Source organism: Roseobacter phycocola, assembly GCF_042055075.2.
In the GTDB taxonomy this organism is placed as follows: domain Bacteria; phylum Pseudomonadota; class Alphaproteobacteria; order Rhodobacterales; family Rhodobacteraceae; genus Roseobacter.
In genome coordinates this window covers 1914708-1930322 of sequence record NZ_CP194010.1, presented here as the reverse complement: position 1 = coordinate 1930322, position 15615 = coordinate 1914708, and the positions used below count along the sequence as shown (strand labels likewise).

At 60.9% G+C, this 15615-nt stretch carries 15 protein-coding genes; 7 read left to right on the top strand and 8 right to left on the bottom strand.

Annotated features, from left to right (window positions below; genetic code table 11):
• Positions 1 to 74 precede the first annotated feature (74 nt).
• From AB4K19_RS09505 to AB4K19_RS09480, 6 genes are all read left to right on the top strand, one after another.
• Entirely contained in the window at positions 75 to 317 is a 243-nt protein-coding gene (locus AB4K19_RS09505; RefSeq protein ID WP_375228148.1) for a hypothetical protein, read from the top strand.
• Positions 318 to 365: 48 nt separating this feature from the next.
• A complete protein-coding gene (ftsZ, locus tag AB4K19_RS09500) occupies positions 366 to 1994 on the top strand; it encodes a cell division protein FtsZ (protein WP_375228147.1) in 1629 nt (542 codons plus the stop codon).
• Positions 1995 to 2195: 201 nt separating this feature from the next.
• Positions 2196 to 3119 (top strand): UDP-3-O-acyl-N-acetylglucosamine deacetylase, encoded by a 924-nt coding sequence (gene lpxC / locus AB4K19_RS09495; RefSeq protein ID WP_375228146.1) that lies wholly within the window; start codon positions 2196 to 2198, stop codon positions 3117 to 3119.
• 131 nt (positions 3120 to 3250) lie between these two features.
• A complete protein-coding gene (locus tag AB4K19_RS09490; protein WP_375228145.1) occupies positions 3251 to 4117 on the top strand; it encodes an outer membrane protein assembly factor BamD in 867 nt (288 codons plus the stop codon).
• 31 nt (positions 4118 to 4148) lie between these two features.
• Positions 4149 to 5798, top strand: coding sequence for a DNA repair protein RecN (gene recN, locus AB4K19_RS09485; RefSeq protein WP_375228144.1), 1650 nt, complete (start codon positions 4149 to 4151; stop codon positions 5796 to 5798).
• Positions 5799 to 5871: 73 nt separating this feature from the next.
• Entirely contained in the window at positions 5872 to 7536 is a 1665-nt protein-coding gene (locus AB4K19_RS09480) for a chloride channel protein (RefSeq protein ID WP_436399498.1), read from the top strand.
• A gap of 7 nt (positions 7537 to 7543) precedes the next feature.
• Here the strand turns inward: AB4K19_RS09480 and AB4K19_RS09475 are convergent, their stop codons facing one another.
• From AB4K19_RS09475 to AB4K19_RS09450, 6 genes are all read right to left on the bottom strand, one after another.
• Complete coding sequence (locus tag AB4K19_RS09475; RefSeq protein WP_375228143.1) at positions 7544 to 7888, bottom strand: DUF427 domain-containing protein; 345 nt, start codon at positions 7886 to 7888, stop codon at positions 7544 to 7546.
• 76 nt (positions 7889 to 7964) lie between these two features.
• On the bottom strand, positions 7965 to 9755 hold the full coding sequence (locus AB4K19_RS09470; protein ID WP_375228142.1) for an aminopeptidase P family protein: 1791 nt from the start codon (positions 9753 to 9755) through the stop codon (positions 7965 to 7967).
• Positions 9756 to 9814: 59 nt separating this feature from the next.
• Complete coding sequence (gene cobT / locus AB4K19_RS09465; RefSeq protein ID WP_436399497.1) at positions 9815 to 11692, bottom strand: cobaltochelatase subunit CobT; 1878 nt, start codon at positions 11690 to 11692, stop codon at positions 9815 to 9817.
• Positions 11693 to 11705: 13 nt separating this feature from the next.
• Positions 11706 to 12389, bottom strand: a complete 684-nt coding sequence (locus AB4K19_RS09460; RefSeq protein WP_436399496.1) for an aspartate/glutamate racemase family protein — start codon at positions 12387 to 12389, stop codon at positions 11706 to 11708.
• A 4-nt stretch (positions 12390 to 12393) separates the two neighbouring features.
• On the bottom strand, positions 12394 to 13380 hold the full coding sequence (gene cobS / locus AB4K19_RS09455) for a cobaltochelatase subunit CobS (protein ID WP_436399495.1): 987 nt from the start codon (positions 13378 to 13380) through the stop codon (positions 12394 to 12396).
• Between the two features lie 120 nt (positions 13381 to 13500).
• Entirely contained in the window at positions 13501 to 14127 is a 627-nt protein-coding gene (locus AB4K19_RS09450; protein ID WP_436399494.1) for a DnaJ domain-containing protein, read from the bottom strand.
• 75 nt (positions 14128 to 14202) lie between these two features.
• On the opposite strand from AB4K19_RS09450, the gene AB4K19_RS09445 reads away from it, so the two are divergent.
• Entirely contained in the window at positions 14203 to 14466 is a 264-nt protein-coding gene (locus AB4K19_RS09445; RefSeq protein WP_375228140.1) for a BolA family protein, read from the top strand.
• A 3-nt stretch (positions 14467 to 14469) separates the two neighbouring features.
• Here the strand turns inward: AB4K19_RS09445 and AB4K19_RS09440 are convergent, their stop codons facing one another.
• A complete protein-coding gene (locus tag AB4K19_RS09440) occupies positions 14470 to 14994 on the bottom strand; it encodes a DUF4177 domain-containing protein (protein ID WP_375228139.1) in 525 nt (174 codons plus the stop codon).
• 83 nt (positions 14995 to 15077) lie between these two features.
• The gene (locus AB4K19_RS09435; RefSeq protein WP_375228138.1) at positions 15078 to 15554 is read right to left on the bottom strand and encodes a thioesterase family protein; all 477 of its coding nucleotides are present in this window, start codon (positions 15552 to 15554) and stop codon (positions 15078 to 15080) included.
• Positions 15555 to 15615: the final 61 nt, after the last annotated feature.

Here is a 15615-nt window from a genome sequence, read left to right as displayed (position 1 = left end):
GGCCCCGCCCAAAGAATCAGGTGACCCTGCCGCTGCAGCGTGGTACCATATAGCCAAGGCCCGACAGAGGCCCAATGGCGATCGAGCAGGCGTCACACATCGATGAATCACCAGCGTCACACGCGTATTTTCTGCGGCGTGCACAACTGGAGTTTGTGTGCGCCCAGGCGATTGCGGCGCGCGCTACGCAACATCTTGCCGGAAACACCTGCCTGAAGCGGCCAGAGCGCGCCGAAACCCTACATTTTGTGGCAAATTTGCGTTTTTTGCGTGACCCTTTCTTTACCAGCGGGTATTGTTTGCGCGGAACAGCATGAAAAAAAACCACCCGCGAATGCGGGCTTTCAGCACAGGCGGATTACACAATGGCTCTTACTCTCACGATGCCCGGGCAGGGCGATCTGAAACCCAGGATCACCGTTTTCGGTGTCGGGGGCGCTGGCGGCAATGCTGTCAACAACATGATCGAGAAAGAGCTTGATGGCGTGGAATTCGTCGTTGCGAACACAGACGCCCAGGCGCTGCAGCAGGCCAAGTCGGACAACCGGGTGCAGCTGGGTGTGAAAGTGACCGAAGGTCTGGGTGCCGGTGCACGTGCAAGCGTAGGTGCGGCAGCGGCCGAAGAAAGCATCGAAGAGATCGTAGATCACCTGGCCGGTGCGCATATGTGCTTTATCACGGCCGGTATGGGCGGCGGCACGGGCACGGGTGCGGCACCGATCATTGCGCAGGCAGCGCGTGAACTGGGTGTGCTGACCGTAGGTGTTGTGACCAAGCCCTTCCAGTTCGAAGGCGCTAAACGCATGCGTCAGGCCGAAGACGGTGTGGAAGCACTGCAGAAGGTCGTTGATACGCTGATCATCATCCCCAACCAGAACCTGTTCCGCCTGGCCAATGAGAAAACCACCTTTACCGAGGCGTTCTCGATGGCAGACGATGTGCTGTACCAGGGCGTGAAAGGCGTCACAGATCTGATGGTCCGTCCGGGCCTCATCAACCTCGACTTTGCCGATGTCCGCGCTGTGATGGACGAAATGGGCAAGGCGATGATGGGTACAGGCGAGTCCGATGGCGAAGACCGGGCGATCCAGGCGGCTGAAAAGGCAATTGCCAACCCGCTGCTCGACGAGATCAGCCTGCGCGGCGCCAAGGGCGTTCTGATTAACATCACCGGCGGGCACGACCTGACGCTGTTCGAACTGGACGAAGCCGCGAACCGCATTCGCGAAGAGGTGGATCCGGAGGCGAACATCATTGTGGGTTCCACACTGGACACCGACATGGGCGGTCTGATGCGGGTGAGTGTCGTTGCAACAGGCATCGATGCTTCTGACGTCAATACGGAAATGCCTGTTCCGCGCCGCTCGATGTCTCAGCCCCTGCGTCCTGCCGCTGAAGCAGTTGAAGAGGTCGCATCAGTTGCTGCCACCGCGGCGGCTGCGGCACCTGAATACCCTGAACCGGTCGAAGCACAGGTTGCGGAAGCTGCTGAAGAACCATCGCTTTTCCGCGAACTGGATGCGGAAGTTCAGCCCGAATCTGATGCGGATGTGTTCGCAGACAGCCGCGCTGTGGCAGCGGAAGATGATCTGCCGGCACCGGCGTACCAGCCGGAAGTTGCAGCCTTTGAGCCAACCCGCGAGGAAGAGCCTGCGGCGGAGAGCTTTGTTGCCCCCCGCGCACCGGCACCCGGAACACCGTCACCTGAAGCCATGGCGCGCCTGCGCGCGGCAGCGGAAAAGGCAGCACCCTATCCTGCACGTCAGCAGCCTGCAGCAGAAGCAGACCCGCAGGGTGAGCGCCCGCGCTTTGGGATCAATTCGCTGATCAACCGGATGACCGGACAGGCCGAAGGCGGAGCCCCCGCTGCACCGCGGCAACAGCCGCAGGTCCAGCAGCGGACCGCAGCACCGGCGCCAGTGCCTCAGGAGCAGGCCGACCCGGACCAGGAGCGGATCGAAATTCCGGCATTCCTGCGCCGTCAGGCCAACTGACCGCATCACATTCCCTTTCGAACGGGCTGCCAGTTGGCGGCCCGTTCTCTTTTGTTTACAAGGCGTTAAGATGGCTGCGGCGTGTTTCTGCCGAATTGTAACAGGAGTGTTTCAGTCCGTTGCAAAGATTGAGTTGAGGCTTGACTGTGGTGTGATTAGTTAGCGCTCAACCGGAGTTAATCCGTCTTTCTTGAGGGTCACGTGCAGACAACGATCAAATCGCCAGTCAGCTTTTCAGGTACCGGGTTGCACTCGGGCAAGAAGGCTGTTGTTACGGTCCGCCCTGCAGGCGCGGAGCATGGTATCTGGTTTTCGCGCACGGATGTGGCCTCCGGCGATCGTCTGATCCCGGCACGCTGGGACGCTGTACTGCGGTCGCCTCTCTGTACCCGCATTCAGAACAACGCGGGCCTCGAAGTTTCCACTGTTGAGCACATCATGGCGGCGCTCGCCGGCTGCGGTGTCCACAACGCTCTGGTCGAGATCGATGGCCCCGAAGTGCCGATCCTTGATGGGTCGGCGGCGCCTTTTGTCCGGGGTATCATGCAGCGCGGTCTGCGCACACTGCCTGCTCCGGTGCGTGCTTTCGAAGTCCTGAAGCAGGTCACTGTCCGTGATGGTGAGGCCACTGCCACGCTGGCGCCGGCGGACACACTGCGCATCGATTTCGAGATTGATTTTACAGACCGTGCCATCGGCCACCAGAGCAAGTCGCTGGTCATGAATAATGGCAGCTTTGCCCGTGAACTCTGCGACAGCCGTACATTCTGCCGCCAGTCCGACGTGGACGCCATGCGCGCGAATGGTCTGGCGCTCGGTGGCAACGCCGGTGAAAACGCCGTTGTGTTTGACGGCGACCGCGTTCTGAGCCCGGGCGGTCTGCGCCACCGGGACGAACCCGTCCGGCACAAAATGCTGGACGCGCTGGGGGATCTGGCGCTGGCCGGTGCCCCACTGATCGGACACTACACAGGCGTGCGGGCAGGGCACTCTCTGACCAACACACTGCTGCGCGAACTTTTCGCCACGCCGGGTGCATTCCGTATGCTGATCTGCACGGATGATCAGGTCTCGCGCCTTCCGGGCTATGGCCTTGTCTGGGATGAAATTCCCGCAGTTGCCTGAGCTTGCACGGCATCTCTTCATCACAAACGGCGGATGTTGTGCAAAGGGCGTTTTGCATGGCAATTTTCTGTGCTAGGACCATCGGGTAGCGGGGAAAACCGGTGCACGGGGTAACGAAAAGGGTGTCTGGCGTGGGTCTGTTCAGCGCACAAAAACTAAAATACGGCGCGGTTCTTGTGAGTGTGATCCTGGCCGGGTGTGGTGGGAATGATGGCCGCACCGACGGCAGCTTTTTCAACCCTCAGGAAATCCCGCTGGAGACCTACAGTCCGGAACAGATTTTCGAGCGCGGCGAGTTTGAGCTGAACCGGTCCGACCCTGAAGAGGCCGCTTTCTATTTCTCAGAAATCGAGCGTCTCTATCCCTATTCTGACTGGGCACGCCGGGCGCTGATCATGCAGGCCTTTGCCTACCATTCGGATGAAGATTACCCGAACAGCCGTTCTGCCGCCCAGCGGTTCATCGATTTTTACCCGGATGATGATGATGCGGCCTATGCCCAGTATCTGCTGGCGCTGAGCTATTACGACCAGATTGACGAGGTCGGGCGGGATCAGGGGCTGACCTTCCAGGCGCTGCAGGCCCTGCGGGAGGTGATCGAGCGCTATCCGGACAGCGAATATGCTCGGTCCTCTATCCTGAAGTTCGACCTTGCGTTTGACCACCTTGCTGCCAAGGAAATGGAAATCGGGCGGTACTATCTGCGCCGCAACCACTACACGGCGGCCATTAACCGGTTCCGTGTCGTAGTCGAAGACTTCCAGACCACGACGCAGACGCCGGAAGCGCTGCACCGCCTTGTGGAAGCTTATCTGTCGCTTGGGCTTGAGGATGAGGCGCGCACAGCCGGTGCAATCCTGGGTTTCAACTACCGGTCCACAGACTGGTATGAAGACAGTTACGCGCTGCTGACAGGGCAGGGGCTGACACTTGAAGCGGCGGGAGATGGATGGCTGCGCCAGGTGTATCGCCAGACAATCAAAGGCGACTGGCTCTGACGGCGGGGCGCCGGGATACGGGATAACGCCTATGCTGCGCGGGCTTGATATTTCGGATATGCTGATCATCGACCGGCTGGAACTTGCCTTTCAGCCGGGGCTGAATGTGCTGACCGGTGAGACAGGTGCCGGCAAGTCGATCCTTCTGGATTCCTTAGGTTTTGTGCTGGGCTGGCGGGGCCGCGCCGATCTGGTGCGCAAGGGCGCATCTCAGGGTGAGGTGACGGCCTGGTTCGATCTGAGCGCCGGTCACCCGGCCCGTGCTGTTCTGGAAGAAGCGGGCCTTCCGGTCTCCGACGAGTTGATCCTGCGGCGGGTCAATACGCTGGACGGGCGCAAAACGGCCTGGGTCAATGATCGCCGCTGTTCAGGCGATGTGCTGCGCCAGTTGTCTGCGACGCTCGTGGAGCTGCACGGCCAGCACGATGACCGGGGCCTTCTGGATCAGAAAGGCCACCGCGCGATCCTGGATGATTTTGGCGGGCTGGACACGCGCAAAGCGGCAACCCGCAGGGCCTGGACAGAGAAGGGCCGGACAGCGAAGACGCTTGCTGCGGCAGAAGCCGCAATTGCCGATATCCGGGAAGAGGAAGAGTTCCTGCGCCATGCCGTGGCAGAGCTTGATGCTCTGTCGCCTGAGGCCGGTGAAGAGGCCGCGCTGGATGCGCAGCGCCGGCTGATGCAGGGGGCGGAAAAGATCCGCAGTGATGTTATCCGGGCGCACGAACTGCTCGGCCATCAGGGGGCCGAGGCCGCAATGGGTGAGGCGCTGCGTTGGCTGGAGGGGGCCGCAACACATGCTGAAGGGCGTCTTGAGGCCCCGCTGGCGGCATTATCACGCGCAATGGTGGAACTGGACGAAGCGGCGGGCGGCATTACCGCCGCGATTGACGATCTGTCCTTTAACCCCGCTGAACTTGAGGAAGCCGAGGAACGGCTCTTTGCAATCCGGGCGCTTGCCCGCAAACATGATGTGTTGCCGGATGAGCTTGCAGGTTTTGGCGATACACTGCGCGCCCGGTTGGCCGCTCTGGATGCAGGCGACGTGGAGCTGGCCGGGTTGCGCAAAGCCCTGGGTGATGCGGAAGCAAAGTATGACGCGGCCGCTGCCGCGCTCAGTGAAGGCCGCAGAAAGGCCGCGAAATCGCTGGATCGGGCGGTGGGCAAAGAACTCGCGCCCCTGCGCATGGAGCGCGCCGTTTTTGAAACCATCATCACAGATGAAACACCCGGTCCGGACGGATGGGATACGGTTGCCTTCTGCGTGGCCACGAACCCTGGCGCACCGGCCGGGCCCATCAACCGCATTGCGTCGGGTGGCGAGTTGAGCCGGTTCCTGCTGGCACTGAAGGTCTGTCTGACGCGCGGTCAGGATGGTCTGACCATGATCTTTGATGAAATTGACCGTGGCGTTGGCGGTGCGACTGCCGATGCGGTGGGGCGGCGTCTGTCAGACCTCGCGCGCGGCGGGCAGGTTCTTGTCGTGACCCATTCCCCGCAGGTTGCAGCACTTGGTGCCCATCACTGGCGCGTGGAAAAACAGGTACACGCAGGCATGACAACCTCGACTGTGACGGCTCTGCCGGGGGCGGACCGGGTCGACGAAATCGCCCGCATGCTGTCGGGCGACACAATAACCGAAGAAGCCCGGGGCGCTGCCCGGGCGCTGCTGGCGGGCTGACCGCTCATCCGGCGATGACCGGACAAACGAAACGAAGGACCCGAGTGCACGCATGCCGCCGCCAGACCGTTCCATGATTTCACGGCAGCTGGACCATGCGGTATCTTCGTGCCGCCACGGGCTTGAGGTTTTGCGCAAACAGGGGCCCGGACAGATCCAGTTCTGGTTTATCGCGCTTGCGGTCGGGATTGCGGCGGGGTTCGCAGCATTATTTTTCCGCAAGGGAATCAACGCGCTGCAGACCTTTCTTTATGGTACCGAAGACGTGCGTCTGCTTCACAGCTTTGCGGAATCGCTGCCCTGGTACATGATCCTGATCATCCCGGTCTGCGGGGGGCTGGTTGTCGGTGTCATCCTGAACAGGTTCACGAATGATGGCCGGGCGCGGTCCGTCGCGGATGTAATTCACGGGGCCGCCATGCACGATGGCCGGGTTGAGACGCGCGCTGGTCTGGCATCGGCGCTGGCCTCAATGATCACGCTGGGCACAGGTGGATCGAGCGGCAGGGAAGGTCCGGTTGTGCACCTTGCGGCGGTTATTTCGACCTGGGTGAACCGCAGAATGCATGCGGACGGGATCACCGGACGCGACCTGCTGGGCTGTGCTGTGGCGGCTGCGGTCTCTGCCAGCTTCAATGCCCCCATAGCCGGTGCACTTTTTGCTCTGGAGGTCGTCCTGCGCCATTTTGCGGTGCACGCCTTTGCCCCGATTGTGATCGCAAGTGCTGCGGGAACAGTCATCAACCGTCTGGAATTTGGCGGGGTCACGGAATTCACTCTCGCGACTACCGGAGAGGTGCAGTTTTACCAGGAAATGCCCGCGTTTCTGCTGCTTGGACTGATGTCGGGCGTTGTGGCGGTCGCGCTGATGAAAGCGATTTTCTGGTCTGATGATTTCGGCACCGTTCTGCAGAACCGACTGCGCATCCCCGGCTGGCTGCGGCCTGCGGTGGCCGGCGCAATGCTGGGCGGGATTGCCATCTGGTTTCCCCATATCATCGGTGTTGGCTATGAGACGACGTCGCTGGCGCTGACTGGTCAGCTTGGTCTCTGGGATGCCATCGTGTTTGCCATTCTGAAAACAGTGGCCGTGGCGATCACTATGGCCGGCCGGATGGGCGGCGGTGTTTTCTCACCCTCTCTGATGGTCGGAGCGCTGACGGGGCTCAGCTTTGGCCTTATTGCAACGGGGATTTTCCCTGATGTGTCCGGGTCCTATACGCTTTATGCCCTAGCAGGCATGGGCGCCGTGGCCGCAGCAGTTCTGGGCGCGCCCATTTCCACCACACTGATTGTTTTTGAGCTGACAGGAGACTGGCAAACGGGGCTGGCGGTCATGGTTGCTGTGTCTATGTCTACCGCACTAGCGTCGCGCCTCGTGGACCGCAGTTTCTTTCTGACCCAGCTGGAGCGGCGGGGCATCCATCTTGCGGCAGGGCCCCAGGCCTATCTGCTCGCGATGTTCCGGGTGGGCAGCGTGATGCGTACGCCGGACGATCCGCGTGCGGCCAGCGAGGAGGCCTGCTGGGAGATGATCGGTGAGGGGATCTACATCGATGCGACTGCTACTCTTGAGGCCGCAATGCCGATTTTTGACACTGGCCAGAACTTCATTCCGGTTGTGACGCTCAGCGCGGACGCCACGCCGCCGCAACTTCTGGGCGCTGTGTTCCACGTTGATGCGCTCAAGGTCTATAACCGTGCGCTCGCCGCGACAGCGGCCGAAGAGCACTCGTGATCCGGAATCAGATCTGTTCGACGGTCACGTCGCCATTTGTATAAAACGCAAGGTGGCCCTTGATGCGGGCCACGTCTTCGATGGGCGCTTCATAGGACCATGCCACATCGGTCAGCGTCGTGCTTTTGGTGACCACAGAAAAGTAGCTGGCGTCGCCCTTGTAGGGGCAGTGCGTGGACTTGTCCGTCCCATCCAGAAAAGCCATCGCGATATCGTCACGCGGGAAATAAATGACAGGCGGGTAATCGCCCTCAATGAGTTCCAGAGCATTGTCGCTTTCGCCCAGAACAGCGCCACCGGCGCGGACAGACCATGTGCCTTCGGCTTTGCGGATTGTGATATGTGCGGCCATGTTCCGTGTCTCCCCTGATGCGTCAGACGGCGTTTCAGCGCCGGTCCGGAACACCCGTCGGGGCGCTGCCCAAAGGTCAGATCGGCGCAGTTGCGGTATCCAACCACGTTTTTGCAGCGGGGGATAGGCGCGGGCCGATCTTTTCTGCAACTTCAGCGTGGTAGCTGTTGAGCCAGTCACGTTCTGCGGGTGTGAGCATGCCGGAAACCACAAGCCGCCGGTCGATAGGTGCAAACGTCAGTGTGCGCCAGTCGAGCATCGCCCGGTGATCGTCACCGCCTTCCAGCGGCTGCGCTTCCTGCGCGACCACCAGGTTTTCGATGCGAATGCCAAAAGCCCCTTCGCGGTAATACCCTGGCTCATTCGACAGGATCATGCCCGGTTCGATGGGCACATGGCTGATACGGCTCAGGCGCTGCGGCCCTTCGTGCACACTCAGATAGGCGCCGACCCCGTGGCCCAGCCCGTGGTCAAAGTCCTGCCCCGCGAGCCACAGCGGCAGGCGGCCAATGGCCTCGATATCGCGTCCCGCCAGCCCCGCCGGCCAGCGCAGCCGGCTCATCCCGATCATGCCTTGCAGCACGCGGGTAAAGGCCTGCGCCGCTTCTTCGGGCGGAGTACCGATGGCGATTGTGCGGGTGATATCCGTCGTCCCGTCAAGGTACTGGCCGCCACTGTCCAGAACGATCAGATGCCCGTCTTCCAGCGTTGCATCGGTTTCCTCAGTCACGCGGTAATGCATGATCGCACCGTGTGGGCCGGTGCCGGCGATGGTCTCAAAACTGATATCCTGCAGCGCATTGTCATTGCGCCGCTGCGCTTCAAGTTTTGTGACAACCTGCGTTTCTGTCAGCGTCCCCGGTGCCTGATCATCCAGCCAAGCGAGGAGTTCCACAACGGCCGCCCCATCGCGCAGATGCGCCGCCGCTGACCCCGCGATTTCAGCTTCATTTTTACGGGCCTTGGGCAGCGCACAGGGCTCATCGCCCCAGACTGTCGCAGTGCCAGCCGCAGCCGCGACGGCCACCGGGACCGAGCCCTTGTCCAGACGCACCGGTCCTTCGAGCCCGCTGACAAAATTCACCAGGTGTTCCGGCGCATGCACAGTCACTTCCGGGCCAAGGTGGTCACGCACATCCTCCAGTTTTTCCGCAGCCATGAAAAGGTGCACAAGTCCGGTATCCGTCAGCACCGCAAAACCCTGGGCAATCGGGTTGCGTGGTATGTCCGCCCCGCGAATATTCAGCAGCCAGCAGGCGGAATCGGGCAGTGTGATGACCGCAGAGCGGTGCCCTGCCTTTGCCAGAGCCTTCCCCAGCCGCTGGCGCTTGCTTTCATGGCTTTCGCCTGCGAATTCAAGTGGATGAACCCGCGCAGGCTCCATTGGCGGCGGGGGCTGATCTTCCCATATCCGGTCTACCAGATTGGCAACAGGGCGCATGTCAATGCCGCTGCCGTCCAGATCCTTGCGCAGTGTTTCCAGCTGGCCTGCCGTGTGAAGCCAGGGATCAAACCCGACCACACCACCCTGTGGGAGTTGTTCGCTCAGCCATGCTCCAGGTTTTACGTCAGGCCATGGCACAGGCGTGTAGTCTGCTGCGACCTGCGACTTCACCTGCGTGCGGTAACGGCCATCTATGAATACACCGGCAACATCCTTCAGCGCGATACAGAACCCGGCGGACCCGGTGAAACCGGTCAGCCAGGCCAGCCGCTCATCATGTGCGGCGACATACTCACCCTGATGGGCATCCGCGCGCGGCACAAAAAAACCGTCCAGATTTTCCGCGTCCAGTGCGGCCCGAAGGGCCGCCAGCCTTGGCGGGCCCTGTTCCGGGCGCGCCGTCACCTCAAACGTCTGGAACATGTCTCCGCCCTCTTGTTTCTTCTGGCCCCAAATATCCCCCGCGGAGCGTCCCGCGGGTGTCAGCCCGCGCGCCGGATCCCCATGATGCGCGCGCGTGCACGGGGATTGCTGTCAAAAAGTGCTGCCAGCTGCTCGGTCATGGCACCGGCCAGCTGGTCCACATCCGTGATGGTCACCGCCCGGTCATAATAGCGCGTCACATCATGACCGATCCCGATCGCGAGCAGTTCAACCGCGCGCCGTTTCTCGACCATCGCGATCACATCGCGCAGGTGTTTCTCGAGATAGTTTGCCGGGTTCACCGACAGGGTGCTGTCATCCACCGGCGCGCCGTCCGAAATCACCATCAGGATTTTGCGCGCCTCGCTGCGCATCAGCATCCGGCGGTGCGCCCACTCCAGCGCTTCACCGTCGATATTTTCTTTCAGCAGACCTTCCTTCATCATCAGGCCCAGGTTGGGCCGGGTCCGGCGCCAGGGGGCGTCGGCAGATTTATAGATGATGTGGCGCAGATCGTTCAGCCTTCCGGGCTGCTGCGGTCGTCCCTCATTCAGCCAGGCCTCCCGCGCCTGACCGCCCTTCCACGCCCGGGTGGTAAAGCCCAGGATCTCAACCTTGACGTTGCAGCGTTCCAGAGTACGCGCCAGAACATCCGCACAGATCGCGGCGATGGAAATGGGCCGCCCGCGCATGGACCCGGAATTGTCCAGCAGCAGCGTGACAACCGTGTCGCGGAACTCGGTGTCTTTTTCGACTTTAAAGGACAGCGGCGTGGTCGGGTTGGCCACCACACGGGCCAGGCGCCCGGCGTCCAGCATGCCTTCTTCCAGATCAAATTCCCAGGAGCGGTTCTGTTGCGCCTGCAGGCGGCGCTGCAGCTTGTTGGCCAGACGGCTTACCGCCCCTTTGAGCGGTTCCAGCTGCTGATCCAGATAGGCCCGCAGACGCTCCAGCTCCACAGGTTCGGCCAGCTCTTCGGCACCAATCTCTTCGTCGTGGTCGTTCATATAGACCAGGTAATCCGGGTCAGCCTCAGAAGCAGGCTGCGGGGCAGGAGGCTCCATCGGGGCCTCGCCCTCCGGCATCTCTGCCTCGTCGCCCATTTCCTGGTCAGCCATGTCATCCATAGAGACCTGGGCCTGAGCGGCATCCTGCTGCTCTTCCTGGCTTTGTTCGGGCGAGCCTTCGGCTTCCTCCTCGTCCTGATCGTCCTGACCGGTGCTGTCGGGCTCGGAATCGTCGTCGGTGCCTTCCTCGGCCTCGTCTTCCTGGTCCTCGTCAATCTGGTCGGGGTCGTCACCCAGCTGATCGCCATAGCCCAGATCGGAAATCATCTGGCGGGCAAATTTCGCAAAAGCGGACTGGTCGCTGAGCGTTTCATCCAGGTTTTCCAGTGTGCCACCACACTGATCCTCGATAAACCCCCGCCACAACTCCATGACGTTCTGGGCGTCGGGCGGCAGATCACGCCCGGTCGCCAGATGGCGGATCAGATACCCCGCCGCGACGGACAATGGTACATCTGCCGCCTGGGACACCTGACCATAACCGCGGCGCATGGCCTCATGCCCGATTTTGGCGTCAATATTACCCGCAGTGCCCGGCATATCGCGGGCGCCCATCGCCTCGCAACGCGCAGTTTCCATCGCCTCATAGAGATCGCGGGCCATATCGCCCTGTGGCTGGTATTTCGAGTGGGTCTGACCGTTGTGATACCGACGGTGAAGCGCCAGCGCGTCGGCGGTACCACGGGCCAGCAGCACCTCTTCGCGGGTCATACGTCGGCTGACCTGAGGCAGACGCATCGCGTCGCCCGACATGCCCGCAGGATCGACGGAATAGCTGACCGTCAGCTCGGGATCATGGGCCATGACCTTGGTCGCCTCGCCAAGCGCCTTTTTGAACGCGTCAGCCGGATTGTCAGAGGGTTTGCTCATTTGTCCGTTCCCATCAGGTCAGCGACCGTTTGCCGGTTGCAAGATCGGCCAGCAGGGCCACATGCACGTCCAGTGCGTCTATTACTTTATACCCCGGATCGTGGCCGTCAAACGCGAGACCCAGATCCGTCCCGGCGAGCACGATGGCATCCGCGCCCTGTTCCAATACCAGGCGCTGTCCCGCGTCAAAGAAAATGGCCCGGTCGTCAGGTGTACACGCGCCGCGCAGCGCCATGTCCAGATAGGTCTGCGCGACCCGGTCAAGATCGTTCTGCGGTGCCACGGCCCGTGTTTTGTCCAGCTGCCCGTAAAGGCCAGTGCGCATGACCACACTGGTGCCCAGGAGCCCAACTGTCTTCAACCCGTGTTCCGCGAAATACGCATCAAGCGGCGTCACACCACTGACCAGCGGCAGCACACTCAGCGCTTCGGTTTCGGCGTAGCAGAAATGCCCCCCCAGCGAGGTTATCGCGGCGCAATCAGCACCGGCTGCTTTCAGGCGTTCGATCAGCCTCGCGTATATCCCGGCCTGTGCCGCGCGGTTGTCCGCAAGGTTGTTTGCGACCAGCTCATCCGCGCTGGCCTGAACGATTGTAAGTTCCAGTTTAGTGGTGCGTTCCCGCATCAGCGCCGTCAGCCGCTGATAGTAAACCACCGTGGCTGCCGGGCCGATGCCTCCGATCAACCCGATGTGCATGGGATCACCCCAGGCTCACGCTTGCGGCACTCTCAGGCAGTTCCTCGTCAAAGAGGCGCTGATAGAACTCAGCCACGGTCTGCCGTTCCAGCTCGTCACACTTGTTGAGGAACGACAGCCGGAAAGCATAGCCCACGTTGCGGAAAATCTCGGCGTTCTGCGCCCAGGCGATCACCGTCCGCGGTGACATCACCGTGGACAGATCCCCATTCATGAAGGCTGTGCGCGTGAGGTCCGCGACCGTCACCATCTGCTTGACGATTTTGCGGCCTTTTTCGGTGTTATAATGCGGGTTCTTGCTGAGCACGATCGCGGTCTCGGCATCAATGCTGAGATAGTTCAGCGTGGCGACCAGCGACCAGCGGTCCATCTGGCCCTGGTTGATCTGCTGGGTGCCGTGATAAAGGCCGGTGGTGTCGCCAAGGCCCACGGTGTTTGCCGTCGCAAAAATGCGGAAATACGGGTGCGGCGTGATCACCTGGTTCTGATCGAGCAGGGTGAGTTTGCCGTCCACTTCCAGCACCCGCTGGATCACGAACATCACATCTGCGCGGCCCGCGTCGTATTCATCAAACACGATTGCCGTCGGGTTCCGCAGAGCCCAGGGCAGGATGCCTTCCTGGAAATCGGTGACCTGTTTGCCATCTTTGAGCTTGATCGCATCCTTACCGATCAGGTCAATCCGGCTGATGTGGCTGTCGAGGTTCACACGGACGGCCGGCCAGTTCAGGCGGGATGCCACCTGTTCGATGTGCGTCGACTTACCTGTACCGTGGTAGCCCTGGATCATCACGCGCCGGTTGTGCGCAAAACCTGCAAGGATCGCCAGCGTCGTATCGGGATCAAACTTGTAGGTGCTGTCCATGTCCGGCACCCGGTCGCTGCCGTCGGCAAAACCCTTGACCACCATATCCGTGTCAATGCCGAACACTTCGCGAACGCTGATTTCTTCGGTGGGTTTCGTGTTGATGTCCAGTGCGCCGTCGGCCATGGGTTTCGTCCTTCAAACAATAGGGGCGGGCGTCGGATTACGCCCGGCTCACCTCGTGCAACATATTGCGGCGGGGTGCAAGGGAAAGGGCCTGTCCAGTTATGCTGAAACCTTAGGCCATCAGTCTTTGAAGTTACGGCTGCCTTTGATCTGATCCCAGGCCCAGACAACTTCCTGAAGCTGCTCTTCCTGGCTGCGGTCACCGCCGTTCATGTCAGGATGCAGCACCTTGATAAGCGCCTTGTAGGCCTTGCGCACCTCTGGTTTGGTCCAGGTGTCTTTGGCCTCCAGAATTTCCAGTGCCCGACGCTCGGTGGGGGGCAGGCGGCGCCCTCCCTGGCTGCCCCGGCCCGGGTTCTGTGTGGCATTGGCACCCAGCACCTGATGGGGGTCTTCGATGCCCAGTCTGGCCCAGGCCCGCGCCTCCGGATCACCCATTGGCTTAGTGTTGCGCTCCCAGACCTTGTCCTTGGACATCTGGGCGTTCAACTCGGCCTCTGTGGTGCCGTCAAAGAAATTCCATTTCAGGTTATATTCCCGCACATGCGTCTGACAGAACCAGAAAAAGTCATCCAGAACGTCGGGCGCCTTTGGGGCTCTGAACTTTCCCGGTTCCTCGCAGCCTTCGTGATCGCAGATGCGCGTTGATGTCTCTGAGGCACCTGACATCCCCCTGCGCCCGCGCGGGTTTTTCTTTTTTGAGGAGGAGACGGACATGTCGAATCCGAAAGGATCGGGTTTACGCATTTTGGCACCTATACGAGTCGAGGCCGCCTAGTTTAGACTGTGCTCGGAAAGATTGAAGGGGGCTGAGCCAAAAAAATGTCTAAACGTCTGGAGATTGAGGAACGTCTTCGTGAGGCTTTCAGCCCCGGCGAGCTCGAAGTTGTTGATGACACCGAAAGCCATCGTGGACACGCCGGATTCACCGAAGGAGTGGAAAGCCATTTCAATGTGATGATCCGGGCAGAAACCTTCCAGGGGATGTCCCGTGTGGCGCGCCACCGTGCCATTCACACAGCGCTGGGTGCTGACCTCATCAGCCGGATACATGCACTCGCAATTGATGCATCACCTGAAGAATGACGTTCAAGTCTTTGATCCCGATGCTTTTCTTGAGGCTGCCAGTTGCAGCAGAGAATTCGTCAGGCCGGACACCTCGCTGAAATCCTCGACACCGTTGTCCTGTAACATACGTGTGGCACCCTCACTGCCCGAGGCATCGTCTTCGGGGTCTTTAGGCTTTGTGTACGCGGTTACGGGCGCGGGCGGACGCGCTTTCGCGATGACTTCGGGTATTTTGTCATCCTGTGGCATTGGCACGGGCACGGGACCGGTGCGCGGCGGAGGTGTCGGCAGTCTTTCAGCAGCCCGAAGCACCAGCGGGGAACGCTCGGGAACCGGGCGTCGGAAAACCAGCATGACCTCAGCCGTGGAAGGGCCGTTGCCCGCGCCGGGCAGAGCCTCGGCGCGCTGGTATTCCCAGCCACGCATGCCCATGTCATTCATCAGCGTTTGCAGCGCTGTTGCCAGGCGGTTATCGGCCGTCCCGGTCGCCCGGGCACCCTGACCCTGCAGCGGGGCGGGCACAACCCTGTATTCATATTGTGGCATAGGCTTCGTCTCCGTCAGCTTTTTATAACAGTTTCAGGAGCCTGAGCAAAGGTGCGCGCCCCAAGTGCACGCTGAGCGGGAGTTCAGGTTCTGCGGGGAATTCCGATCCGGCGTCCGGCGCGTTCCGGTCGCGGCAACTTGCTGTGATCTGCGTGCATCTGTTCAAGACGCGCCAAGATCTCGGGAGGCATGGGCGCTACGTTTGGCCCGGACTGATCAATGTGGAGTCCCAGCGTTTCGCCGGTGGCGGCACACCATCCGTCCACATGCCAGATTTCCTGCCACGTATGGAAGCGTTTCTCATCAAAATCAAGAAGCTGTAGCGTGATGTTAACCTTATCCCCTTCATGCAGTTCGCGCAGGTAGCAGATGTGAAATTCGGCAGTATAGGTTGTGAAGCCGGTCTTCTGATACGCGGGGCCAAACCCAATCTGCGGATAAATCTCGTCAGCGGCCTCGTCGAACAGCACTCCATAGTAGGCCATGTTCATATGCCCGTTGTAATCCGTCCACTCCGGCCTGACGGGCATCAGAGAGGATCGGAAAGGTGCAGGTTTCATGGTCGGTACTTTCAGGATCAATAACCGGTCTTCACGTCTGTACCATTCTTTCGGGTAGTGC